The sequence below is a fragment of the Curtobacterium sp. LFS079 genome (genome assembly GCF_047977865.1).
Lineage (GTDB): Bacteria > Actinomycetota > Actinomycetes > Actinomycetales > Micrococcaceae > Arthrobacter.
In genome coordinates, this window is the sequence record NZ_JBFPFO010000010.1 from 48,160 (window position 1) to 69,882 (window position 21,723).

General features: G+C 66.5%; 20 protein-coding genes. 3 read left to right on the forward strand and 17 right to left on the reverse strand.

Going from position 1 to position 21,723, the window contains the following annotated elements:
• Positions 1-14: 14 nt before the first annotated feature.
• The 7 genes from ACNQPB_RS15450 to ACNQPB_RS15480 all read right to left on the reverse strand — a co-directional run bounded on the left by ACNQPB_RS15450 (position 15) and on the right by ACNQPB_RS15480 (position 8,535).
• The gene (locus tag ACNQPB_RS15450; protein ID WP_498753169.1) at positions 15-932 is read right to left on the reverse strand and encodes a sugar phosphate isomerase/epimerase family protein; all 918 of its coding nucleotides are present in this window, start codon (positions 930-932) and stop codon (positions 15-17) included.
• Positions 933-959: 27 nt separating this feature from the next.
• Complete coding sequence (locus tag ACNQPB_RS15455; protein ID WP_498753171.1) at positions 960-2,459, reverse strand: CoA-acylating methylmalonate-semialdehyde dehydrogenase; 1,500 nt, start codon at positions 2,457-2,459, stop codon at positions 960-962.
• A gap of 90 nt (positions 2,460-2,549) precedes the next feature.
• Positions 2,550-4,478: a 3D-(3,5/4)-trihydroxycyclohexane-1,2-dione acylhydrolase (decyclizing) gene (gene iolD / locus ACNQPB_RS15460; RefSeq protein WP_498753343.1), complete on the reverse strand. Its 1,929-nt coding sequence runs from the start codon at positions 4,476-4,478 to the stop codon at positions 2,550-2,552.
• Positions 4,479-4,486: 8 nt separating this feature from the next.
• Complete coding sequence (locus ACNQPB_RS15465; protein WP_498753173.1) at positions 4,487-5,443, reverse strand: Cgl0159 family (beta/alpha)8-fold protein; 957 nt, start codon at positions 5,441-5,443, stop codon at positions 4,487-4,489.
• Positions 5,440-6,438 carry a 5-dehydro-2-deoxygluconokinase gene (iolC, locus tag ACNQPB_RS15470; protein ID WP_498753345.1) on the reverse strand — a complete coding sequence of 333 codons (999 nt, stop codon included), beginning with the start codon at positions 6,436-6,438 and terminating at the stop codon, positions 5,440-5,442. Before iolC ends, ACNQPB_RS15465 begins: the two co-directional genes overlap by 4 nt.
• 127 nt (positions 6,439-6,565) lie before the next feature.
• Positions 6,566-6,973 (reverse strand): tautomerase family protein, encoded by a 408-nt coding sequence (locus tag ACNQPB_RS15475; RefSeq protein ID WP_498753174.1) that lies wholly within the window; start codon positions 6,971-6,973, stop codon positions 6,566-6,568.
• 107 nt (positions 6,974-7,080) lie between these two features.
• Positions 7,081-8,535 carry a sugar porter family MFS transporter gene (locus ACNQPB_RS15480; RefSeq protein ID WP_498753176.1) on the reverse strand — a complete coding sequence of 485 codons (1,455 nt, stop codon included), beginning with the start codon at positions 8,533-8,535 and terminating at the stop codon, positions 7,081-7,083.
• Between the two features lie 124 nt (positions 8,536-8,659).
• Here ACNQPB_RS15480 and ACNQPB_RS15485 point away from each other — a divergent pair, with 124 nt between their 5' ends.
• The gene (locus tag ACNQPB_RS15485) at positions 8,660-9,682 is read left to right on the forward strand and encodes a LacI family DNA-binding transcriptional regulator (RefSeq protein ID WP_498753178.1); all 1,023 of its coding nucleotides are present in this window, start codon (positions 8,660-8,662) and stop codon (positions 9,680-9,682) included.
• A 53-nt stretch (positions 9,683-9,735) separates the two neighbouring features.
• Here ACNQPB_RS15485 and sucD read toward each other — a convergent pair whose 3' ends face one another.
• From sucD to ACNQPB_RS15515, 6 genes are all read right to left on the reverse strand, one after another.
• Complete coding sequence (sucD, locus tag ACNQPB_RS15490) at positions 9,736-10,638, reverse strand: succinate--CoA ligase subunit alpha (RefSeq protein ID WP_498753180.1); 903 nt, start codon at positions 10,636-10,638, stop codon at positions 9,736-9,738.
• A gap of 11 nt (positions 10,639-10,649) precedes the next feature.
• A complete protein-coding gene (gene sucC / locus ACNQPB_RS15495; protein ID WP_498753182.1) occupies positions 10,650-11,819 on the reverse strand; it encodes an ADP-forming succinate--CoA ligase subunit beta in 1,170 nt (389 codons plus the stop codon).
• Between the two features lie 262 nt (positions 11,820-12,081).
• Positions 12,082-12,774, reverse strand: a complete 693-nt coding sequence (locus ACNQPB_RS15500) for a hypothetical protein (protein ID WP_498753184.1) — start codon at positions 12,772-12,774, stop codon at positions 12,082-12,084.
• A 49-nt stretch (positions 12,775-12,823) separates the two neighbouring features.
• Positions 12,824-15,379, reverse strand: a complete 2,556-nt coding sequence (gene pcrA / locus ACNQPB_RS15505; RefSeq protein WP_498753185.1) for a DNA helicase PcrA — start codon at positions 15,377-15,379, stop codon at positions 12,824-12,826.
• 5 nt (positions 15,380-15,384) lie between these two features.
• On the reverse strand, positions 15,385-15,849 hold the full coding sequence (locus ACNQPB_RS15510) for a VanZ family protein (protein WP_498753187.1): 465 nt from the start codon (positions 15,847-15,849) through the stop codon (positions 15,385-15,387).
• Between the two features lie 23 nt (positions 15,850-15,872).
• Entirely contained in the window at positions 15,873-16,715 is an 843-nt protein-coding gene (locus ACNQPB_RS15515) for an inositol monophosphatase family protein (RefSeq protein ID WP_498753189.1), read from the reverse strand.
• A gap of 32 nt (positions 16,716-16,747) precedes the next feature.
• Here ACNQPB_RS15515 and ACNQPB_RS15520 point away from each other — a divergent pair, with 32 nt between their 5' ends.
• Positions 16,748-17,389: a hypothetical protein gene (locus ACNQPB_RS15520; protein WP_498753191.1), complete on the forward strand. Its 642-nt coding sequence runs from the start codon at positions 16,748-16,750 to the stop codon at positions 17,387-17,389.
• A gap of 5 nt (positions 17,390-17,394) precedes the next feature.
• Here the strand turns inward: ACNQPB_RS15520 and ACNQPB_RS15525 are convergent, their stop codons facing one another.
• Both ACNQPB_RS15525 and ACNQPB_RS15530 read right to left on the reverse strand, forming a co-directional pair.
• Positions 17,395-18,075, reverse strand: a complete 681-nt coding sequence (locus ACNQPB_RS15525) for a DUF998 domain-containing protein (protein ID WP_498753193.1) — start codon at positions 18,073-18,075, stop codon at positions 17,395-17,397.
• Positions 18,076-18,214: 139 nt separating this feature from the next.
• Positions 18,215-19,255, reverse strand: coding sequence for a hypothetical protein (locus ACNQPB_RS15530; RefSeq protein WP_498753194.1), 1,041 nt, complete (start codon positions 19,253-19,255; stop codon positions 18,215-18,217).
• 178 nt (positions 19,256-19,433) lie between these two features.
• On the opposite strand from ACNQPB_RS15530, the gene ACNQPB_RS15535 reads away from it, so the two are divergent.
• Positions 19,434-19,679, forward strand: a complete 246-nt coding sequence (locus ACNQPB_RS15535; protein ID WP_426302316.1) for a hypothetical protein — start codon at positions 19,434-19,436, stop codon at positions 19,677-19,679.
• A gap of 88 nt (positions 19,680-19,767) precedes the next feature.
• Here ACNQPB_RS15535 and ACNQPB_RS15540 read toward each other — a convergent pair whose 3' ends face one another.
• Both ACNQPB_RS15540 and ACNQPB_RS15545 read right to left on the reverse strand, forming a co-directional pair.
• Positions 19,768-21,288, reverse strand: coding sequence for a putative bifunctional diguanylate cyclase/phosphodiesterase (locus ACNQPB_RS15540; RefSeq protein WP_498753196.1), 1,521 nt, complete (start codon positions 21,286-21,288; stop codon positions 19,768-19,770).
• A complete protein-coding gene (locus ACNQPB_RS15545; RefSeq protein WP_498753198.1) occupies positions 21,278-21,691 on the reverse strand; it encodes a DUF7793 family protein in 414 nt (137 codons plus the stop codon). Before ACNQPB_RS15545 ends, ACNQPB_RS15540 begins: the two co-directional genes overlap by 11 nt.
• Positions 21,692-21,723 lie beyond the last annotated feature (32 nt).

The window sequence follows — 21,723 nt, forward strand, 5'->3', positions numbered from 1 at the left end:
GGGGGCCCGCGTTGTCAGCCGACAGTGGTGCGGGAACCGCAGGAGAGCAGGTAGTTCCTGGTGCGCTTGGCGATGGGCATCGGCACATCGAAGGCCACCGGATACATGTCCTGCTCCACGATCCCGAAGATCGGGCGGTTGAGGCCTTCCACGGCCTCGATCACGGCGCGCAGGTCCGGCAGGCCGTTCGGCGGTTCGGTCATGACGCCGGCAAGGTTGGCGGCTGCCCAGGTCATGTCCTTCTCATTGACCTCGGCCAGGACCTCGGGGTTGATCTGCTTCAGGTGCAGGTAGCCGATGCGGTCCGGGTAGTTCTTGATCAGCTCGAGGCTGGAGGCTCCGCAGTATTCGGCGTGCCCGGTGTCCAGGCAAAGGTTCAGGTACTGCGGGTCTGTGGCGGCCAGCAGGGTTTCGATGTCCTGCTGCGCGCCGACGTGGGAGTCCGCGTGGGAGTGGAACTGCTGGTGCAGGCCGAAGTCCTCCAGGAGGATCTTGCCCATGCGGTTGTGTCCTGCGAAGAGGTCCGCCCACTGCTCGTCGGTAAGCTGACCGCTTTCCACGGCTTCTCCGGTGACGTCGTCACGCCACATGGCCGGGATGACCACGATGTGCTCGCCGCCCATGGCTGCCGTCAGTTCGGCTACCTTGCGCGCCGGTTCCCATGCTTCGTCGTACTGCTTCGCGCCGCGGTGGAAGGCGGTGAAGACCGTTCCGGCGGTGACCTTGAGGTCGCGCTGCTTGAGTTCCTCGGCCAGCCGCGCGGGGTCGTTGGGCAGGTAGCCGTAGGGACCCAGTTCAATCCACTTGTAGCCGGATTCGGCCACCTCATCCAGGAACCGTTCCCAGGGAGTCTGCCTGGGATCATCGGCGAACCACACACCCCAGGAGTCGGGCGCGGTACCGATGATGAGCTTGTTCTCGACGTCTGTCATGACAGCGGTGTCTTTCTCGGTGGGGATTCAGTTGGTGGGGAAGTTGTAGCTGGCACCGGTGCGCTGCTTGGGTTCGGGCCAGCGTTCGGTGATGACCTTGGCACGGGTGTAGAAGGACACGCCTTCGGGGCCGTAGATGTGCTTGTCGCCGAACAGGGAATCCTTCCAGCCGCCGAAGGAGTGGTAGGCCACGGGCACCGGGACTGGCACGTTGATGCCGATCATGCCCACGTGCACGCCGCGGTGGAACTTGCGGGCGTTCGCTCCGGAGGAGGTGAAGATCGCCGTGCCGTTGCCGTAGGGGTTGGAGTTGATCAGCTCGATCGCTTCCTCGACGGTTTCGGTGCGCACCACGGACAGGACGGGGCCGAAGATTTCCTCCTGGTAGGCGTCCATGTCGAAGTCGACCTTGTCGATCACCGTGGGTCCGAACCAGTAGCCGTCCTCCTGGCCGGCCACAGTGAATTCGCGGCCGTCCACCACCAGGTCTGCGCCGGACTCGGCGGCGGCAGTGACGATCGAGCGCATCTTCTGCTGGGCGGCCTTGGTGATGACCGGGCCCATCTCGGCCTCCGGGTGGGTGCCGTCGGCAACGCGGACGGCTTCGGCGCGGTCCTTGACCTTGGCCACCAGCGCATCGGCGGCGTCGCCGACGGCGATGGCGACGGAGATCGCCATGCAGCGCTGCCCGGCGGAGCCGAAGGCGGCGGCGGCCAGGTGGTCGGCGGCGTTGTCCAGGTCGGCGTCGGGCAGGATGATTGCGTGGTTCTTGGCACCGCCCAGGGCCTGGACGCGCTTGCCGTGGGCCGTACCGGTGTCGTGCACGAGCTTGGCCACCGGGGTGGAGCCGACGAAGGAGATCGCGTCGATGTCCGGGTGGGTGAGCAGGCCCTGGACCACTTCGCGGTTGCCGTGCAGCACCTGGAACACGCCGTCGGGCAGGCCGGCCTGCTTGAACAGCTTCGCCAGCAGCATCGCCGCCGAGGGCACCCGGCCCGAGGGCTTGAGGATGAAGGTGTTGCCGGTGGCGATCGCCATCGGAGCCATCCAGAGCGGCACCATGACGGGGAAGTTGAACGGGGTGATGCCCGCGACGACGCCCACGGGCTGGCGGTAGGAGAACACGTCGATGCCGGTGGAGGCCTGGTCGGAGTACTCGCCCTTGAGCAGCTGCGGGATGCCGCAGGCGAACTCGATCACCTCGAGGCCGCGGCCGATCTCGCCCTTGGCGTCGGAGAGGACCTTGCCGTGCTCGGCCGTGATCAGGGCGGCGAGTTCGTCCACGTGCGCGGCGACAAGCTCACGGAACTTGAACAGGATGGTGGTGCGCTTGGCCAGGGAGACATCGCCCCAGGACTTCGCGGCTTCCTTCGCGATCGCGACGGCCTCGTTCAGATCCTCCGGGCTGGCCAGGCGGACCTCGCCCGTCTGGGCACCGGTGGCGGGGTTGAAGACACCCTCGGTGTTGGTGCCGGTGCCGGGGTGCTCGGCGCCGTTGAAGAAATGGGGAATGGTGGTGATGGTCATGTGTTTCTCCTGCGTGGAAGTTTTCAAGGATGTGCGGGGCCGGTCCTTCAACGGACGGTCCTTCAACGGACGGTCCTTCAGCGGACGGTTTCAGCCCAGCAGGGGCTTCTGGACGGCTTTCCAGTCTTCGTAGACCTGGTAGGCCTTCTTGGTGCTGTCGAGTTCGGCGACGGCGGACACGGGCACGTCCCACCAGGATTCGGAGGACGGGGCGTCGATCAGGGGATCGGATTCGAGGTGGATCACGATCGGGCCGCTGCCTTCGGGGGCGGCCTTGGCCTTGGCGATCGCGGCTTCGAGGTCCTCGATGACGTTCTCGCCCGGTTCGATCCGGTAGACGGTGGCGCCCAGGGATTCGGCGTTGGTGGCCAGGTCGATCGGGAGTTTGTCCCCGGCGTCGAAGCTGTGCGTGGCCTTGTCCAGCACGCGGTACTGGGTGCCGAAGCGCTGGGAGCCCAGGGATTCGGAGAGCGAACCGATCGAGGCGTAGCCGTGGTTCTGGATCAGCACCACGATCAGCTTGATGCCCTCGGCGACGGCGGTGACCAGTTCGGTGTGCATCATCAGGTAGGAGCCGTCCCCGACCATGACCACCACGTCACGATTCACCCCGCCGGCTTTGGCTTCGTCCAGGGCGGCGCGCTTGACGCCCAGGCCGCCGGCGATCTCGTAGCCCATGCAGGAGAACGCGTACTCAACGTGGTATCCGAACGGGTCGGTGACCCGCCACATCTTGTGCAGGTCGCCCGGGAGGGAGCCTGCGGCGCAGATCAGCACGTCCTGCGGGGCCATGGTGCGGTTGGTGGCGCCGATGATCGCGTTCTGGGACACGAGGGGCGCGAAGCGCTGCGCGAAGGCGGCGTCCACGGTTGCGTCCCAGCGGGCCTTTTCCTCCACGACCTCCGCCGCCACGGACGCGCCGATGCTGTAGCCGGACAGCTCCACGGTGAGGGCTTCCAGGGCCTTGCGGGCATCGGCCACGATCGGCAACGAGGTGCCGTGCTTGTACGCGTCGATCGCGGCGACGTTGATGTTCACGAAGGACACGCCCTCGTTCTGGAACGCGGTGCGGGAGGCGGTGGTGAAGTCCTCGTAGCGGGTGCCGATGCCGATCACCAGGTCCGCTTCGCGGGCCAAGGCGTTGGCCGCCGTCGTGCCTGTGGATCCAATCGCACCGAGCGCCTGCGGGTGGTTCCAGGGCAGGACGCCGACGCCGGCCTGGGTCCAGCCGACCGGGATGCCGGTGGCCTCGGCGAACCCGCGGAGCTGGTCCTGGCCGAAGGCATACAGCACGCCGCCGCCGGCGACGATGAGCGGGCGCTTGGCGGCGCGGATGCGGCGGACGGCCTCGGTGATGTCCTCGGGTTCCGGGGCGGGGCGGCGGATGCGCCATTCCCGCTCGGCCAGGAATTCTTCCGGGACCTCGATGACCTCGGCCTGTACGTCCTGCGGCAGGGCGATCGTCACCGCACCGGTCTCGGCAGGGTCCGTCAGCACGCGGAGGCCGTTCAGCAGGGCCGAGAACAGCTGCTCGGGGCGCTGGACCTTGTCGTAGTACTTCGAGACCGGACGGAACGCGTCATTGACCGTGATGTCATAGCCGTGCGGCTGTTCGATCTGCTGCAGCACCGGGTCCACGGTGCGGGTCGCGAAGGTGTCCGAGGGGAACAGCAGCACCGGCAGCCGGTTGGCCGTGGCCAGGGCGGCACCGGTGATCAGGTTCGTGGAACCCGGGCCCACCGAGGTGGTCACCGCGAACGTCTGGCGACGGCGGGTGTGCCGGGCGTAGCCCACCGCCTGGTGCGCCTGGGCCTGCTCATTGCGGCCCTGGTAATACGGCATGACGGACGGGTCCTTGGCCTGCCACTGCTTCAGGGCCTGCCCCACGCCGGCCACGTTCCCGTGCCCGAAAATGCCGAACATGCCCGGAATCAGCCGCTCCCGGAATTCCACCCCGCCCACACGGTCCACGGTGTACTGCTTGCCCAGGAACTCAACAATGGCCTGGGCCACGGTCATGGTGCGCGTCATCGCACAGTCTCCTTGCTGACGGAGGGGGTGATTTCTTCAGGCCTGACTTCTTCAGTGTGCAGCAGCGACGCCGCAGCCGCGACGGCACCTGCCACGTCGCCGTCGGCCGGGTAGAGCAGCGTGCGTCCCACGGTGAGGCCCTGCACGCCGGGCAGGGCCAAGGCCTTGCCCCACTCGGCGAACACCTCATCCGGGGAGCCGGTCGGGTCCCCGCCCAGCAGGACCGTGGGCATGGTGGTGGCCGCCATGACGCGCTCCATTTCATCCACGACGGGCAGCTTCATCCACGTGTAGGCACTGGTGGCGCCCAGGCCGGAGGCGATGCCGATGGACTTGATCACCGCATCTGCGGACAGGTCGTTGCGGACCTTCCCGTCCACCCAGGCGGACAGGAACGGCTCCACCATCGCGATCAGGCCGCGGCTGGTCAGGGAGTCGATGGCCTTCGCGGTCGCTTCCAGGAACTGCGCCGTCACGGGGTCACCGAGCGCGATGCGGGTGAGCATCTTGCCGCCGTCGGCCCCGAGGGCCGCGAGGGCCTCGGCCGTGTGGCCGGTGAAGCGGTCGTCGAACTCGTTCACCAGGCCGGCCAGGCCGCCGCGGTTCATCGAGCCGAACACCAGCTTGCCGTCCAGGGCACCCAGCAGGAGCAGGTCGTCCATGATGTCCGGGCTGGCGAGTACGCCGTCAACTGCCGGGTTGGCGAGGGCGAGCTGCAGGCGGTCCAGCAATTCGCGGCGGTTCGCCATCGCCGTCGGCTGCCCCTGGGCGGCGAGCGCCCCGCGTGCGGCGTGGTCGGCTGCCACGATGAAGTTCTGCTTGCCGAGCACTGCACCGGGGTGCTTGATGCGTGCGGCGGCCGCACGGGCTACGGCTCCCGGATCCTCGAGGCGGATCTTGGTGAGGAACTCGTAGCGGCGCGGGTTCTCAATGTCGATGGTTTCGAGGCTCATTTGGCCACTTCCTTCAGGGAATCGGCCACCAGTCGGCCCCGTTCGCTCAGCAGCGAGACGACTTCTTCGGGTGTGGGCATCGCGTCGGCGCAGGAGAGCCGGGACGCCACGATTGCGCCGGCGGCGTTCGCGTAGTCCAGGACCTCGGCCAGGGACCAGCCGGCCAGCAGCCCGTGCACGAAGGCCCCGCCGAAGGAATCCCCCGCACCCAGGCCGTTGAGGGTCTGCACCGGAACCGGGGCCGATACCACACGTTCGGTGCGGGTCTTGGCCATCACGCCTTCGGGGCCGAGCTTGACGACGGCGATCTGCACGCCGGCGTCCAGCAGCCGGTCCGCCTGCTCGTCCGGAGTTCCGGGCCCGACGGCGACGGCGCACTCTTCGTCGTTGCCGATCGCCACGGTGACGTGCGGCAGCACCTTGGCCACCTGCTCGCGGGCCTCTTCGACGCTGTTCCAGAACATCGGCCGGTAGTCGAGGTCCAGGACGGTGTGCTGGGCGCCTGCAAGGCCGCTGTGCGGACGGGCCTCGTGCGCGGCGATGTGGGCGGCGCGGCTGGGTTCCTGACACAGTCCGGTCACCGTGGACCAGAAGATCCTGGCATCCCGGATTGCGTCCAGGTCCAGCTCGCCTGCTTCGATCTGCAGGTCCGGGGCGGTGGGGAAACGGCCGTAGAAGTACAGCGGGAACTTCTGTTCCTCGGGCAGGATGGCGCAGAACGTCGCAGGGGTCTGCAGGCCCTCGACGCCGCTGACGAAACGGTCGTCCACGCCGAACTTTGCCAGTTCGCGGTGCAGGTACTCCCCGAAAGGATCCTGCCCCGTGCGGGTGATGACCGCCGTCGAACGGCCATGCCTGGCCGCCGCAACCGCAACGTTCGAGGGCGAACCGCCCAGGTACTTGCCGAAGCTGCCCACCTTATCGAGGGTCACACCGACGTCGTTCGGGTAGATGTCGACGCTGATGCGTCCCATCGTGAGTAGCTCGAAGCCCACTTCTTCCGCCTTCCTTGTCATTCCGGTTTCCCGGCGCGGACCGCAGCCGTTGTGATGCCGGCCACAGCTAAACTTTCCTACGATTTTAATGTCCTGTCAAAGGTTTGTCAGCACATTTACTGTGAAATTACGACGCCGATGGCACCTTCAGCTCACCCGTCAGGTACTGGGCGCGACCGAAGCCGAACGTCCAGTCCTCGGGGCCGTTTTCCACGTAACCCAGGAAGATGTCCTCGCCGGCGACGCCGACGCCGCCGAGCGCTTGGTGGATCCTGGCGTAAAGGCTCTGCTTGGCCTCGACGCTGCGGCCGCGTTGGGTGAAGATCTGGAGCATGACCACGCCGCCGCTGCGCTCGAAGCCGAGGCCCGCGTCCTGCGCCACGAGCTGACCCTCAGGGTGCTCGGTGAGGATGTGGAAGTAGTCGCGCCCGGGGATCCGGTACTCGTCGACAATCGCTTCGTGGACGGCCCTGCTGATGGCCTGGAGCTCTTCGGGGCTACGCCCGGCGGTGACATCGATACGAACGAGGGGCATGGCAACCTTCTTGCTAAAACTTTGTCCTGACATTCTTACAATATCCTCGCGCGGAGGGCCGGGTCAATACCCGGCCCCCGCGGCGCCAGGACAAAGGGCGGTGCAGGCTACTTGGCCTTCGCCACCACGAAGATGGCGCCGGTGGAAACGTCCTCTTCCAGGGCTTCCAGGGTGTGCCCGCGGGTCTCGGGCACCTGGGTGGTGACGAAGAGCAGCGCCAGGGCGCCTACCACGGCGAAGAGGAAGAAAGTTCCCGTAATGCCGACCCCGGCCACGAGGGACGGGAAGTAGAGCGACAGGAAGCCGTTGACGATCCACAGCATGAAGATCGAGATACCCGTGCCGATGCCGCGCATGTGCAGCGGGAAAACCTCGGCAAGGTACACCCAGACGGCGACGTTCAGGAAGGTCTGCATCGAACCGACGAAGGCCACCACGAGGAACAGGATCACGAACGGCCGGACCGGATTGCCCACAGGGAGGGCCATGGAAGCGACGCCGATCAGCAGGTGGCAGACCGTTGTGAGCGAGAGGCCCATGATGAAAGTCTTGCGGCGGTCGATGCGGTCCATCATGGTCAGGGCGATGACGCCGCCGACCACGGCGATGACACCGGGAGCGATGTTGGCGATGAGCGCACCGCTTTCACTGAAGCCGGACTCCACCAGCACGGTCTGGCCGTAGTACATGATCGAGTTGATACCGGTGAGCTGCTGGGCAACGCCCAGGCCGATCCCGACGAGGAGGATGCGCAGCAGGTTGCGGTTGCTCAGGATGGCCCGCCAGCCGACCTCACCCGCCTCCTCTTCTTCCTGCGCCACCTTCTCGACGTCGGCGAGCTCGGCGACCGCGCGGTCCCCGGAGCGCACCGTCTTCAAGACCGCGAGGGCCTCCGCATGCCGGCCCTTTTCGACGAGCCAACGCGGCGACTCCGGCATCCGGAGCATGCCGAAGAAGAGCGCGACGGCGGGCAGCGCACAGACTGCGAACATGATGCGCCAGACGCCCTCGAGGTGGCCGAAGAGGCCTCCGATGGCTGCGTTGACCACGAATGCTGCGAGCTGTCCGACCACGATCGCGAGCTCATTGCGCCCGGAAAGGGACCCGCGGATCTCATAGGGCGCAAGCTCGGCCAGGAAGACCGGAACAACAGCCGATGCACCGCCCACCGCGATGCCAAGGAGGATGCGTCCGGCAACGAGGACCGCGAAGTTCGGCGTGAACACCACCAAGAGCGTTCCCACGAAGAAGAGCGCGGCAAGCAGGATGATCGTCTTCCGGCGGCCCCAGCCGTCGGAAATGCGCCCACAGGAAATCGCACCAAGGGCGGCTGCGAACACCAGGGAGCTGGTGACAATGCCCTCCGTGAAGGCCGTGAGGCCGAGCTCCGCGGTCATGGGGCGCAGCGCCCCGTTGATGACTCCTGTGTCGTATCCGAAGAGAAGGCCGCCGAAAGTGGCAACGAGGGCTACCAGGCCCAAGCGCTTCCGGTGCGGGCCTCCCGTCAGGGGCGGAAGTGCGGCACCGCCCGCCAGTTTGCCGGCCGTGGAATGTGAGCTCATGAGACTCCTTTGTCGTCAGGTCATGCGAGGTGGATCACACTTAGCCTAACGCGCGAAAGATAGTTTGTCAGGTCATACTCTCAAAAAGTCCAAAGGTTTCTTTGGCCATGCCATCATTGTTCCCATGCGCACGCCGGATACGGACACAGCCAAGCGGGCGGTGACACAGAGCGACGTGGCCCGCCATCTGGGGGTGTCGCGCACTCTGGTGTCTTTCGCCATGCGCGGCGCACCGGGCGTCAGCGAGGACATGCGGCAGCAGATCCTCAAGACCGCGGACATGCTTGGTTACCGCCGCAACATCCAGGCGGCCGACCTCGCGCGGAAACGTCCGACCGCGGTGGGGCTGCATCTCGCGGACCTCAACAATGACGTCTACGCAGATGTCTTCAACGGGGTGCAAAACGTACTGAGGGCCAACGGCTCCCGCCTGGTCATCAGCGTCAACCCGACACCCTACTACCCGGATCCACGTGCCCTCGATCCGCTCTTCGAAAGCCAGGTGGGGGTCATCATCGCCGCCTCGCTGCTCGATCCGGACGAGCGGGTGCGGGAGCTGAACCGCATGGTTCCCTTGGTCAACGTCACGCGTTCAGTACCCGGGGTGGACAGCATCCACTCCGACGACATCAGCGGCGGCCGCCTGGCAACTGAGCATCTGCTGGAACTGGGCCACCGGAAAATAGCACACCTGTGCGGGCCGGCTTTCGAGGGCCACCTGGACCGGCGCATCGGCTACCGGGACACCATGCTGGAACACGGGCTGCGGCCACTGGTCCTGGAAGCCGCGGGTTTCGGCCGTGCCGATGCCGCCGCCGTCGCGCTGCAGGTGCTCTCCTCCCCGCCAAGGCAGCGGCCAAGCGCAATCTTCGCGCACAGTGACGAACTGGCCCTCGGGGTGCGGGAGGCCGCCGCCTCGCTCGGGCTGTCCGTTCCGCGCGATCTTTCCCTGGTGGGCTACGACAATTCCCGGGTGGCGGGGCTGCACGGGATCGAACTGAGCAGCGTCGACCTGCACGCCTACGAACTCGGGCGCGCCGCGGGCCAGGCCGCCATCGAGCGCATCCTCTATCCGGACTCCCCCGCCGTCGACCGCGTCCTTGCCCCGACCCTGGTCGCCCGCTCCTCAACCGCCGCGCCGCACTAGGCCAAGGGTGCCGCCCGGAGCCGCCCGCCGCCGTCGGTGCTGGTAGAGCGCTTCTAGAGCGCTGCGAAAACCTCGCGGAGCAGCTTGGCGGTCTCGGACGGCGTCTTGCCGACCTTCACGCCTGCGGCTTCGAGTGCTTCCTTCTTGGCCTGGGCGGTTCCGGCGGAGCCGGAGACGATGGCGCCTGCGTGGCCCATGGTCTTGCCTTCGGGCGCGGTGAAGCCTGCCACGTAGCCGACGACCGGCTTGGTGACGTTGGCCTTGATGAAGTCGGCCGCACGCTCTTCGGCGTCGCCGCCGATTTCGCCGATCATGACGATCGCCTTGGTCTCGGGGTCGGCCTCGAACGCAGCCAGGGCGTCGATGTGGGTGGTGCCGATGACCGGGTCGCCGCCGATGCCGATGGCCGTGGAGAAGCCGAGGTCGCGCAGTTCGAACATCATCTGGTAGGTCAGGGTGCCGGACTTGGAAACCAAGCCGATGGGGCCCTTGCCCGTGATGTTCGCCGGGGTGATGCCCACGAGGGCCTCGCCCGGAGTGATGATGCCGGGGCAGTTCGGGCCGATGATGCGGGTGATCTGCTTGCCGTCCGCGTCCACCTTGGACTGGGCGAGGGCCCAGAATTCGGCGGAGTCCTGGACCGGAACGCCTTCGGTGATGACAACCACGAGGCCGATGCCGGCTTCGATGGCCTCGACCACGGCGGACTTGGTGAATGCCGGGGGAACGAAGACGATCGAGACGTCGGCGCCGGTCTCGGCGATGGCTTCCTTGACGGTGCCGTAGACGGTGATTTCCTTGTCGCCGTGCAGCACGGTGGTGCCTGCCTTGCGGGCGTTCACGCCACCGACGATGTTGGTGCCGGCCTTGAGCATCAGGGCGGTGTGCTTGGTGCCTTCGCCGCCGGTGATGCCCTGGACGATGACCTTGGAATCCTTGTTCAGGTAGATAGACATTGTCGAGTCCCTTACTTAGCTGCGTTGGCGAGCTCGGCGGCCTTGTCGGCGCCCTCGTCCATGGTTGCTGCCAGGGTCACCAGCGGGTGGTTGGCCTCGGTCAGGATGCGGCGGCCTTCGTCCACGTTGTTGCCGTCGAGACGGACAACCAGCGGCTTGTTGGCGGAGGAGCCGAGCTCGGCAAGTGCACCGACGATGCCCTTGGCCACGGCGTCACAGGCGGTAATGCCGCCGAAGACGTTCACGAAGACGCTCTTGACCTGATCGTCGCCCAGGATGACGTCGAGGCCGGCGGCCATGACCTCGGCGGAGGCTCCACCGCCGATGTCCAGGAAGTTGGCGGGCTTGACGTTGCCGTGGTTCTCACCGGCGTAGGCGACGACGTCGAGGGTGGACATCACAAGACCGGCGCCATTGCCGATGATGCCCACTTCGCCGTCCAGCTTCACGTAGTTGAGGTCCTGTGCCTTGGCCTTGGCTTCCAGCGGGTCCGCGGCGTCCTTGTCCTCCAGCTCGGAGTGGTGCACGTGGCGGAAGTCGGCGTTCTCATCCAGGGAGACCTTGCCGTCCAGGGCAACGATGTCGCCGGCGCCGGTGCGGACCAGCGGGTTGACCTCGACCAGGGTGGCGTCTTCCTTCTTGAAGACGTCCCAGAGCTTCAGGATGACAGCGGAGACCTTGGGGGCCAGCTCGGCGGAGAAGCCGGCGGCGGCGACGATTTCGTCAGCCTTGGCCTGGTCGATGCCGACGGCCGGGTCGATGGCAACCTTCGCCAGGGCCTCGGGACGCTCGACGGCGAGCTGCTCGATTTCCATGCCGCCTTCCACCGAGCACATGGCCAGGTAGTTGCGGTTGGCGCGGTCAAGCAGGACGGAGAAGTAGAACTCTTCGGCGATGTCTGCACCCTGGGCGATCATCACCTTGTTGACGGTGTGGCCCTTGATGTCCATACCCAGGATGTTGGTGGAGTGCTCAAGTGCCTCGTCGGCAGTCTTGGCAACCTTCACGCCGCCGGCCTTGCCGCGGCCACCGACCTTAACCTGTGCCTTGACGACAGTAACTCCGCCGATCTTCTCAGCAGCTGCCTTTGCTTCTTCAGGAGTGTGCGCCACGATGCCGGCGAGCACGGGTACACCGTGCGCTTCGAACATATCGCGCGCCTGATATTCAAACAGGTCCACGGTTTAGTGTCCTTCTACGTCGAAGTAGTGTCGGTACAGCCGGCGTCCGCGGTGACCGCGGTAACCAGCTGCGGAAGAGAAGTGTGCAACGTCCCGCCAAAAACTGCCGGTCATATTGCGCAAGTTCCTCTGGAACTCTAGCCGCCCGCGGGGGCAAGCCGGTTCTACACTACCCGTTAAGTGAGTAACCACACACTTCTATCAAACGTAGAAAATCCGCGTAATCCCGCGGATTTTCAGCAGTTACCTCTCACTTGGCAGGCTACGATGCCGGCATTTTGCCGCTCGTAATGGTTCCGCCTTCGGAGACCAACACGTATCCGTCCCGGTTCACGAAGAAGGCCATCCCGGCGGAGATGTTCCCGCAGGCGACGCCGCCGTTGTATGTGGAGCAACGCAGGCCGTTGCGCTCGATGTTCTGCCCTCCGGTGAGGACCGGCAGTTCCGCGATGGGGCCGGCGCGGCTTCCCTTGGGCCCGAACTCTGCTTCCATTTCGGTGACCCCGGAGCGGCAGCTTCCATAAACCACCTTGTCCAGCCGCAGCAGCACGGTGCCGCCAAGGTAGCCCAGGCGCGTGCCGTTGCAGCTGTCGCTGACGTCCTTGGCCTGGGGTTCCGGGTACACGGCCAGCTCACAATGCACCACGGGAACGGCGTCAAACTTCGCGTTGGCACTGTCCGAATAAGTATTGGCCTCATAAGGCAGGTTCAGGTGGTATCCCCGGGCCGTGGTCATGGCACACACGATGTTGCGGTCCTCGGTGACGAAAGCGGTCACGTCGCCGCCGCCGAGTTCACTGGGCTGTGTGACCGGGGCCCGCTTGATCTGCTCCAAGGGAAGCAGAGGTGGCGGCGGCACGTACGCCGGGTCCTTCGTGGACACGGAACACGCCGTGGCCATCGTGAGCAGGCAGGCGGCCAGAATCCCCAACACAGTCCGTCGCATGGCACCCATTATGCCGTGCGACGGCGCCACCCCGGGGCTTTCACGACGCCGTCCGGCGTCAGCTCTCCAGTTTGGTCAGCGGCGCGTAACGCAGCAGCAGGCGCTTCTCCCCGACGTCGAACGTCACCTTCGCAACCGTCTTGTCGCCGGAGCCCTCGACGCCGGTCACGGTGCCGTTGCCGAAGCTCGTGTGGTTCACCTTGTCCCCCACCACCACGGCAATGACTTCCTTCTGCGGCTGCACCCGGTTGCGTGCGACGGCGGCCGGCACGTCGGCGTCGAACCCTGCAGTGGGGCTGGCGGCGGCGCCGCGGGAGGTCCCCGCACCCCAATAGGAACCGCCGTAGCGGTTGCCGCCCAGGGACGGACCGCCCCAGCCGCCCTGCTGGCGGGAGGTGCCTTCGCGCTTCCACTCGACCAGGTCAGAGGGGATTTCCTCGATGAACTGGCTGGCCGGGTTGTACTGGCTCTGGCCCCACATGTTGCGGACCTCGGAGCGGGTGACGTACAGCCGCTGCCGGGCGCGGGTCAGGCCCACATAGGCCAGGCGGCGCTCTTCGGCCAGTTCCTTCGGGTCCGTGGCCGAACGCTGGTGCGGGAAGATCCCGTGCTCCATGCCCGTCAGGAACACCACCGGGAATTCCAGGCCCTTGGCCGTGTGCAGGGTCATGAGGGTGACCACGCCCAGGCGCTTGGCCTCGGCCACGGCGGCGGCTGCCGCCGTGGCGTCCCCGTCCGGGGCGTCCGGGATCTGGTCGGCGTCGGCCACCAGGGACACCTGCTCCAGGAATTCGCCGAGCGAGCCTTCGGGGTTGTCGCGTTCGTATTCGCGGACCACCGCGACGAGTTCGGCGAGGTTCTCCACGCGGGATTCGTCCTGCGGATCGTTGCTGGCGCGCAGCCCGGCCAGGTACCCGGTTTGTTCGAGCACGGCTTCCAGGGCGGCGGCGGCGCCCGAGCCTGAGGCTACCTCGGCGAGGTCGTCCAGCAGCTTCACGAAACCGAGCACGGCATTCACTGAACGAGTGGCCATTCCCGGGGCTTCCGCGGCGCGGCGGGCCGCCGCCATGAAGGAGGTGCGGTCCCGTTCGGCGAGGGCCGCCACGGCACCTTCGGCGCGGTCGCCGATCCCGCGCTTGGGTTCGTTGAGCACCCGGCGAAGGTTGACGTCATCGTCCGGGTTCACCAGGACCCGCAGGTATGCGAGGGCGTCCTTGATTTCCTTGCGTTCGTAGAAGCGGGTGCCGCCCACCACTTTGTACGGCAGGCCGACGCGCACCAGCACGTCTTCGATCGAACGGGACTGGGCGTTGGTGCGGTAGAAGATGGCGACGTCGCCCGGGCGCAGACCCGCCTCGTCCTGGAGCCGGTCGATCTCCCTGGCGATGAACTGGGCCTCGTCATGTTCGTTTTCGCCCACGTAGCCGATGATCTTCTCGCCGTCGCCCTCGGCCGTCCAGAGGCGTTTCTCCTGCCGGTTCGGGTTGCGCGAGATCACCGAGTTCGCCGCGGAGAGGATGTTCTGGGTGGAGCGGTAGTTCTGCTCCAGTTTGATGGTGCGGGCGTTCGGGTAGTCCTCTTCGAATTCCACGATATTGCGGATGTCCGCACCGCGGAAGGCATAGATGGACTGGTCGGAATCGCCGACGACGGTCAGCTCGCTGGGGCCGACATGTCCCGGTCCGCCGTGGGTCGCGGCGTCCGTGCCCACGATCTCCCGTACCAAGGCGTACTGCGCGTGGTTGGTGTCCTGGTATTCGTCCACCAGCACGTGCCGGAAGCGCCGGCGGTAGGACTCCGCGAGCGCCGGGAAGGCCCGGAACATGTACACCGTCTGGGCAATGAGGTCATCGAAATCCATGGCGTTGGCCTGGCGCAGCCGCTGCGTGTAGCCCTTGAAGACCTCCGCCACGGCCTGCTCGAAGGGATCGTTGTAGTTTGCGGCCGCGGAGAAGGCATCGTCATCGATGAGTTCGTTCTTGAGGGCGGAGATCTTGTGCTGGATGGATTTGGGCGCGAAGCGCTTGGGGTCAAGGTCCAGGTTCTTGGCCACCAGGGTGATCAGCCGCAGCGAGTCGGCGGAGTCATAGATGGAGAAGTTCGAATTCAGGCCAACGCTGGCGGCCTCGCGGCGGAGGATGCGCACGCAGGAGGAGTGGAAAGTGGAGATCCACATGCTCCTGGCCCGCCCGCCCACCAGGGCCTCGATACGCTCGCGCATTTCGGCGGCGGCCTTGTTGGTGAAGGTGATGGCCAGGATTTCGCCGTGGTGCGCGCGGCCCGTGGCGATCAGGTAGGCGATCCGGTTGGAGAGCACACGGGTCTTCCCCGAACCGGCGCCGGCCACGATCAGCAGCGGGCTGCCGGAGTGCTTCACGGCTTCTTCCTGCTGCGGATTCAGCCCCAGCAGCAGCGACTCGGCGCTCGGCAAGGAGTGCCTGCCATGGCTGCCGGCAGATTCCCACGAAGCGGGACCGCCGGTCCCGGAACCACCCCGCGGCGCGCCGGGCGCGCCGGACGCCGAGGCGGGCAAACCGGCCCCGGCAAGGGAACGGGCGGGCTCGGGCGCAGCCTTGTAGGAGCTGCCTGCATAGGGGTCGAACAACATATCCATGGTGATTACAAGTCTAGGCGGTGGGGCAGACACGGAGGTTCCGGCGGCAGCCGGCGGAGCCTCCTGAGCCGGAACCGGGCCATTATGACTCCCGCCGCGAGCGCCGCCGCCACGGCGCCCAAGGTGTTTGCGACGACGTCCGAGAGGGACGTTACCCGGCCGGGAATCAGCAATTGCACAAGCTCGATGAAGGCGGATGCGCCAGCCGCCAGGGGCAGCATCCGCTGCCAGGAGGACGCCTTCGGCCAAAGGATCCTGACAAGCGCTCCGAAGGGCACAAACAGGACAATGTTCGCCACGAATTCCACCGCCGTGGCGGCGGGGCCGAACGGCAGGCCCAGGAAGGCCAGCCAGCCGGCGATGATCCCTACGAAGCCGGTGACGGTGCCGGCTTCGCGCGCGGGCAGGAAAACCACCAGGGCCAAGGCAATCAGGTAAGTGGCAAACACCGTGCGCAGGACCCGGCGCACGCGGGGATCGGAGGGAACCACAACTAGGCGAACCGGGGAACGGACTCGAGCGCCGCGCCGAGCTCGCGGACCGCCGTCGGACCTCCGGCGATGAACCAGGCCAGTCCGTTCACCCGGACGACGGCGGTGTCCCCGCCCGCCGCGCGGACAATCGCCTTGCCGGGGAGCCAGTCCCACTCCGGGCAGCTGTGCTGGAACCAGCAGCCGAGTTCGCCGTCGGCCACACGGCCGAGGTCGCAGGAGCCGGAACCGAACATGCGCAGCGACGCCGCCGACACCGCGGCCGCATGCCATGGCATGGCGGCGCGCGGATCGGCAAGCCAGGTGGGGTGGATGTAGGTAGCGGCGCAGAGTTCCGCAAGCGGGGTGGCGGAGGGACCGGCGATCCGTTCGCCGTTCAAGGTGGCAGGGTGGCCTTCGCCGCCCAGCCAGAGCTTGTCCGGTTCCGGCTGGTAGACGGCGCCGAGGATCACCGCGGGGTCCGGGCTGATGCCGTCCGGGCTGCCGCCGTCGCGCTTGAGGGCGATCGCCGAGCACCAGTAGCTCGAGCCGTGCAGGAAGTTGTAGGTGCCGTCCACAGGGTCGATCACCCAGGTCCGGCCGCTGCTGCCGGCCACGGAGCTGCCTTCCTCGCCGAGGATGCCGTCCTCGGGGCGGCAGCGGCGAAGCTGCTCCAGCACGTAGGCCTCGGCGGCCCGGTCCGCGGCGGTGACGACGTCGGAGACGGAGGTCTTGCGGTCCGCCTGGAGTCCGCCCATCCTCATCAGCAGCGCGAGCTGCCCGGCCTCGCGGACGAGGGCCGCGGCCAGTTCGTAGTCGTCGAGCGCGGGATCGAGTTCAACAGCGGAGTGCCTGCCAGTGGTCATGGGTCCAGCTTAAGTGGCGGGATAATGGTTGGATGGCCAAGACCCCCGCCCAACGGATCAGGAAGCACGGCGCCAAAGCAGCCGTCCCCGCGAGCCACCCGGCAACCCCCGTCAATCCCAACACCAAACGCACCGTAATTCAGAAAGACGGGGCCCAGGCCGAAGGCAACGGCAAGTTGGTGGTGATCGCCGGGGTCGTGGCGAGCGTCTTCCTGTTCTGGTACCTGCACCTGCTGACCCTGAACCAGATGACCCAGCTCTCCGGCGGCCTGGCGATGCCGGATTCGCTGATCGGCGGTTTTTCCCTCGACTACGTCCAGCACTTGCATGGAGCCATGAATGACGACGCCCGCGGCCAGCTGGGCTATATCCACAAGACGGCCGGCACTTTGTTTCCGCTGATCTTCGGCTTCAGCTGGCTGCTCCTGGTGGGCATCAACGTCTCCCGCAAGGCGCTCCGCTGGGCGTTGTGGGCGCCGCCGCTGGCTTTCGCGGTGGTCCGCTTGTGGGCCAACGTCGCCGTGGATGCCGCCTTGTCGCCGGCAGCGCCCGACGCCGGGCAGGTCGCCTTGGCGTCCACGCTCACCATCCTGGGCTGGGTGCTTTTCCTGTTGAGCCTCGCCGGCGGCGTGCTCGCCGTCTTCCTGGGGCGGCGCCGCGCGAAGCGCGCCTAAGCGAACTACCGGGCTGCCGAGGCTAGCGTGCGGAGCCTCCTACGTTCACCGTGCACACGGTAGGCAACCGTCAGGCCCACCAGGGACAGTCCGAGGATGATCGGGTACGCCATGGTCCGCTCGATGGCCCCGGGTTCGTCCACGCGGAGCGATGAGGCCAGCACGAAAACGGTGGCGCCGGACGAGACCATGCCGAACAGCAGCACCATCCAGGACATGCTGCTCCGGCCGAGCCACACAAGGCCGAGGACGGCCAGGGCAAGCGGAGCGGCGATGAAGTAGAGGCCGGCTCCGGTCAGGTGCCATGCAAGTTCCGTGTCCTCGGGGATGAGCCCGACCATTGCCTGCCCGATTCCCGCCACCAGGATCAGGGCCCTGACTGCCCCGGCGGCCAGCCAGGGAATGTTCCCCGAACCGGTCCGGATTGCCCGCTGGCCGGGCAGGGCTGCGACGGACAGTACGGCGGAGCTGAGCAGCACTGCGCCGAGCACCATCGCAACGCCCTGGAGCACGAAGGAGGCGTTCATGAGCCAGTTCAGCGGCGAGCAGACTTCGTGGCCGTTGAAGACATCGCACTTGGCCGCACCGAGATCGCTGATCACATGGGAGCGCCTGTCGTATGCCGGTGAGCCCTGCCATGCGGCCATGGCCACGGCTTCGACCGCGAAGTAGTGGATGAGGCTCAAGGAGGCCCAGGCACCTACCAGTTCACGCCGTCCGGCGAGGTCAGGAAGCAGTCCACGGTCGCCCGTCCCCCGAGCACCCGCCGTCGTCATAGCGCCAAATATAGACCCGCGGCGTGCGGAGGCGAAGGGATCCGCCGGATCAGGCCGTCGGGGCGTCCGCGTCGCTGGACAGCAGGGCACCGGCCTGGGCGGCGCGCTGGTGGGCGCCGGCCTTCTCGAAGTACTCCATGGACTGCTTCAGGCTCCGCTCGGCGGCCTTCCGGCGCCCGTCCGAGGCTTCCGCCCGTGCAAGGAGCAAGTAGGCCTCCCCCGCGGTCTGCGGCGGGAGCTTGTCCGCGGACCCAGTGACTTCGTTCAAGAGGACGATCGCAGCCGGGACGTCTCCGGCCAGGAAGGTCCAATGGGCGCGGACGTAGCGCAGCAGGAGGATATCTTCCTCGCTGCCCCCAACGATGTCCGTGGCAAGTTCCGCGCGCTCAATGCAGCGGAGCGTACCGGTATCCGCAACCCCGGCAGCAAGGCGCATCGCCGCCGAGGCCTTGTTGAACTTCGCCCAGACATCGAGGTTGCTCGACGGCGAAAAGGTGTCGGCAGCGAGTTCGTGGTGCTCCAGGCCTTCCTCGACCTTGTTGCACAGGAAGGCGACGTTGCCGATCACCCAGTACGCCTTGCCTGCCAACTGGTCATCCATGTCGTCCGAGATCCGCGCGGAAAGCGCAAGGGATTCTTCCCAGGCCTCTTCGAGCTTGCCGGATTCGGCGAGCGCCGCGATCAGGGCCTGGCGGGCGTGGACTTCGAACTCCGCGTCGGCGTCGTCACCCAGCAGGCCGACGGCGGAGCGCGCCGCTTCCGCGGCATCGTCCAGGAGCCCGCTGCCCTGCACGGACTTCGCCAACAGGATCAGCGCCCTCGCGCGGTCCCGGGATGAGGCGTCGCCCGGGGGTGTTTCCGCCAGCGTCCGGGCAAGGTCTGCGGCTTCGCCGACGTTCCCGGCATCCAGCAGGTTCTCGGCTTGGAAAAATGCCATGTTCCACCATCCGGAGGCGTCGCCCTCCTGGCGGGCAGTTTCCGCCGCGTTTCGCGCGCTGTCCGCCGCCCTGGCGAATTCGTGGCCGGCCCTGTATTCCCTGGCGCGCAGCTCTGCAGCTGCATAGGACGGTGTCCCCCTGTTTTCCGACATGACCTCATTATCCCGAAATAGGCAGTGCATGGTTCCGGCTGGGACGCCTGCGAGGCATACCATTTTCCCCGAAAATCGTAAACCGAATCTAGTGACACGGCGTGTCGCAAATCGCTATACTAACTACGTTTCACTCCGTTCTCTTGCTTCACATCAGTCACCTATCAGGAGCACCCGTATGAAAAGAACTATCGCCACTTTCCTTGCCGCTGCCGCTCTTGCGGTGGCCGGGTTTTCCACGTCGGCGGCCATTTCGGCAAATGCCGAGCATTCCGGACAGGATACCTCCATCGCCGGTGGCTGGTGGCCCAACTTCACGCAGAGCTCCGTAGAAGCCGGCGGTTGGTGGCCGAACTTCTCGAACAGCTCCGTTGAAGCCGGCGGCTGGTGGCCGAACTCCACAACCACCGGGAACGATATCTAAGACGAAGCACAGTTGAGGCAAGCAAGGGCGCCGGATCACATCCGGCGCCCTTCGCATGTCGCGGGGCGTTGCCCGGGAGATCTTCGAGTCAGGTTTTGCCCAGCAACCGGACGAAATCCGCAGGAGGCACCGGCCTGCTGAAGTAGTAGCCCTGTCCGCTCGCGCATCCAAGCCAGGACAGTTCCGCCGCCTGTTCGGCGGTCTCGATTCCTTCCGCGACCGCTTCCATTCCGCAGGCGTGGATCAGCTGCAAGACGGCAGCGACGAAATCCCTCTGGCCATCGTCCGTACCCAGTCCTTCAATGAGCGAGCGGTCGATCTTGACCACATGCACCGGCAGGTTGCGCAGGTAGCTGATGGAGGAGTATCCGGTGCCGAAATCATCGATCTCCAGCTGGACGCCCAGGTGGCGGAGGCCGGACAGGGAATACCGGTCGAGATCGGAGCCGTTGACAGCCACCGATTCCGTGAGCTCGATGACCAGCTTCGAGGCGTCGACGTGGGTGTCGGAGAGGGCGTCGCGCACCCGTTCGATCAGTTCCAGGCTTCGCAGCTCGGTGGGGGAAATGTTCACCCTCATGCTGAAGGCATCCACAAGCCCGGGGGTGTCCAGCCACGTGCGCAATTGCCGCAGGGCTTCCCGAAGGACCCAGTCGCCAAGATCCACGATGAGCCCGGTTTCCTCTGCCAGCGGAATGAAACTGTCCGGCATCACCAAGCCCCGCTCCGGATGGTTCCACCGCACCAGGGCCTCGGCCCCTTCGATCCTGCCGCTGGCCAGCTCCACCACGGGCTGGTAGTACAGGACCAACTGGTTTGTCCGGATGGCCTCGCGCAGCTCGGTGACCATTTGCCCCTGCAGCCGGCGGGCGTGCAGCAACGCCGGCTCGAACACCCGGACCGTATTGCGCTTCTCTGCCTTGGCCGCATACATGGCGGTGTCGGCTTCCATGACTAGCTCGTCCACGGACTGGCCAGGTTCGGCTACCCGGAGCCCGATGCTCGTGCCGCAAACAATCCGCAGGTCCCCGATCTCAATGCTTTCCGCGAGGGCACGCAGGATCCGCTTGGCCACGCCGCGGGCCTGCTGCACGTTCGATTTGGGCAGCATGACCGCGAACTCGTCCCCGCCAAGCCTGGCGACGGTATCGCCTTCACGGACAGCGTCGGCGAGCCGCTGGGCGGTAATCCGCAGCACGTCGTCACCGGCGCTGTGGCCCAGCCTGTCGTTGACACCTTTGAACGAGTCGAGATCGAGGACAAGCAACGCCGGCGGCAGTTCACCGTGTGCGGTTTCGGCCAGCTCGTGGCTCAGTTTCCGGTTGAGGGCTGTCCGGTTGGCAAGCTGCGTCAAGGGATCGGTCAGGGCCATCCGTTCAAGCTCGATCTGGGCCTCGCGGAGCATCGCCGTCCGGCTCTCCACCCGTTCTTCGAGCTCGCGGTAGACGGCCTGGAGGTCGTCGGCCATCAGGTTTATCCCGGCGATGACGGCGGCAACTTCATCCCGCGGACCGGAAAGCGGGATCCGCGTGCTGAGGTCGCCGTCGGCTATCCGGATGACCCCTTCGACGAGCGCCAGGAGGCGCGGGTCCTGCGATTCAGGATTCACGAAGGTAACCTGCCAACCACTCCCGGGCCGCAGCGTCGGAGATAAAGAAACGTGCAGGGATGGACTTCGGCGCAACCCGCAGCAGGAAATGCGCGATGACCCGGTCCACGGGACTTTCGCCAAGGAGTGCGAACGCCGAGACCGTTTCGGCGGCGGCGTTGACCGCGCGGGCGCCATCGTTGATGTCCAACACGCCCGTCACTGTGATCAGCACGGGACGCTTGCGCCCATCGGCCATGGCCCGCACTAGGGTGACCGCGGCTTGGGTTTCGGGGGAGCGCAGCTGCGAGCGGACAGGAAGGACAACCTCAACGATCCCGTTGTCGGCCAGCCTGACATCGATCGGCCCGGCGCTTCCCAGGCCGGTGTCTCCTTGCTGGCGGGCGATCTGCTGATTGCTCATGGGTCCCGGATCCTGCCGTGGCGATGGTTTTC

Coding starts and splice junctions, on each gene's coding strand:
- ACNQPB_RS15450 (WP_498753169.1), bottom strand. CDS start 932: ATGACAGACGTCGAGAACAAGCTCATCATCGGTACCGCGCCCGACTCC.
- ACNQPB_RS15455 (WP_498753171.1), bottom strand. CDS start 2,459: ATGACCATCACCACCATTCCCCATTTCTTCAACGGCGCCGAGCACCCC.
- iolD (WP_498753343.1), bottom strand. CDS start 4,478: ATGACCGTGGCCCAGGCCATTGTTGAGTTCCTGGGCAAGCAGTACACC.
- ACNQPB_RS15465 (WP_498753173.1), bottom strand. CDS start 5,443: ATGAGCCTCGAAACCATCGACATTGAGAACCCGCGCCGCTACGAGTTC.
- ACNQPB_RS15475 (WP_498753174.1), bottom strand. CDS start 6,973: ATGCCCCTCGTTCGTATCGATGTCACCGCCGGGCGTAGCCCCGAAGAG.
- ACNQPB_RS15480 (WP_498753176.1), bottom strand. CDS start 8,535: ATGAGCTCACATTCCACGGCCGGCAAACTGGCGGGCGGTGCCGCACTT.
- ACNQPB_RS15485 (WP_498753178.1), top strand. CDS start 8,660: ATGCGCACGCCGGATACGGACACAGCCAAGCGGGCGGTGACACAGAGC.
- sucD (WP_498753180.1), bottom strand. CDS start 10,638: ATGTCTATCTACCTGAACAAGGATTCCAAGGTCATCGTCCAGGGCATC.
- ACNQPB_RS15500 (WP_498753184.1), bottom strand. CDS start 12,774: ATGGGTGCCATGCGACGGACTGTGTTGGGGATTCTGGCCGCCTGCCTG.
- pcrA (WP_498753185.1), bottom strand. CDS start 15,379: ATGGATATGTTGTTCGACCCCTATGCAGGCAGCTCCTACAAGGCTGCG.
- ACNQPB_RS15515 (WP_498753189.1), bottom strand. CDS start 16,715: ATGACCACTGGCAGGCACTCCGCTGTTGAACTCGATCCCGCGCTCGAC.
- ACNQPB_RS15520 (WP_498753191.1), top strand. CDS start 16,748: ATGGCCAAGACCCCCGCCCAACGGATCAGGAAGCACGGCGCCAAAGCA.
- ACNQPB_RS15530 (WP_498753194.1), bottom strand. CDS start 19,255: ATGTCGGAAAACAGGGGGACACCGTCCTATGCAGCTGCAGAGCTGCGC.
- ACNQPB_RS15535 (WP_426302316.1), top strand. CDS start 19,434: ATGAAAAGAACTATCGCCACTTTCCTTGCCGCTGCCGCTCTTGCGGTG.
- ACNQPB_RS15545 (WP_498753198.1), bottom strand. CDS start 21,691: ATGAGCAATCAGCAGATCGCCCGCCAGCAAGGAGACACCGGCCTGGGA.